The sequence below is a fragment of the Streptomyces sparsus genome (assembly GCF_054776295.1).
In genome coordinates, this window is record NZ_BAAHCA010001083.1 from 1 (window position 1) to 1484 (window position 1484).

1 protein-coding gene is annotated in these 1484 nt (G+C 74.5%); it reads left to right on the top strand.

Annotated elements, in window-relative coordinates; translation table 11 throughout:
* The first annotated feature begins 271 nt into the window (after nucleotides 1-271).
* A complete protein-coding gene (locus ACYVE9_RS26470) occupies nucleotides 272-1453 on the top strand; it encodes an MFS transporter (protein ID WP_461030426.1) in 1182 nt (393 codons plus the stop codon).
* The last annotated feature ends 31 nt before the right edge of the window (nucleotides 1454-1484 follow it).

Here is a 1484-nt window from a genome sequence, read left to right on the forward strand (position 1 = left end):
ACCCAGCGCCGAAATGCACGACAAGCTCGCCGGACAACTCACCGCCGGCCACTGACCCCGGGTCCGGCGGCGCTCCAGCCCGCGCGGGCACCGGCGGTCTTCCCATCCCGCGGCCGGACGGGTCACTCTGCCCTGACAGACCCGTCCGGTCGCGACGCACCAGGAGGAACCGCTGAGTACGCCGGCAGACCCCGTCACCCCAGCGGACGGGCTCCAGCAGAGCACCGGGCGAGGCGCGGCGGCTCGCTTCTCCGGTTGGCGGATCGTCGCCCTGAGCGCGGCGGCCCTCGCCCTCACCGCCCCCGGCCAGACCGCCGGCATCTCCGTCTTCATCGATCCGCTGATCACCGACCTCGGCATCGACCGCACGGCGATCTCCACGGCCTATCTCACCGGCACGCTGCTGGGCGCCTGCGCGATGCCGCTGATCGGCCGGTCCGTCGACCGCTTCGGGCCGCGCGCGGTGATGGCCGTGGTGGGTGCCGTCTTCGGTGCCGTCCTGCTCCTGCTGTCCCTCGTCTCCGGCATCGTCGGCCTCACCGCCGGCTTCGTCGGCGTGCGCATGGCGGGCCAGGGCGCGCTCACCCTGGTGGCCACCACCACCGTCGCCTACTGGTTCGACCGGCGACGCGGCCTCGCGCTGGGCGTCACCAGTGCCGTCGGCGCGGCCGGCATCTCACTGGCGCCCATCCTGATCGAGGCACTGATCGCGCACATCGGCTGGCGTCAGGCCTGGGCCGTCGAGGGCTTGCTGATCTGGGCCCTGGTCGTGCCCATAGCCCTGCTGGGCATCCGCGACCGGCCCGCCGACCTCGGCCAGCACGTGGACGGGGAGCCGCCCGCGTCGGACGACGCGGACGAGTCGGCGACGGGGTGGCCGCTGCGGCAGGTGCTGCGCAGCGGCATGTTCTGGGCGGTCGCCGGATGCCTGGCGGCCAGCAGCATGCTCGTCACCGGTCTCAACTTCCACCAGATCGCGCTGCTGGGTGAGCGTGGGCTTAGCCCGGTCGCCGCCGCGGCCAACTTCGTTCCGCAGACCGTCGCCGCGCTACTGGCCGGCTTCGCAGCCGGGGCCCTGCTCGACCGGGTCCCGCCCAGGGCGGTGCTGACCGCCGCCATGGCGGTGCTCGCCGCATCGGTGCTGTGCGTGCGCTTCGTGGAGCCCGGCTGGACGGCGCTGCTCTTCGGGTTCCTGCTCGGCGGTTCCGGCGGTGTGCTGCGCTCGGTGGAGGCCGCCGCCCTCCCCCGGTACTTCGGCACCGCGCACCTCGGCGCGATCCGCGGCGGCGCCCACACCATCACCGTGGGCGCCAGTGCCTTCGGGCCGCTGGCCGTGTCGATCGGGCGGGACCTCACCGGGAGCTATGCGCCCGCGATGCTCGCCTTCGCGGCCCTGCCGGCGGCCGCCTCGATCTGGGTGCTGTGCGCGCGGGAGCCCACCGGCCCGGCCTGAGCCGCCCTCGCTCCGGACGCACCGCACCCCC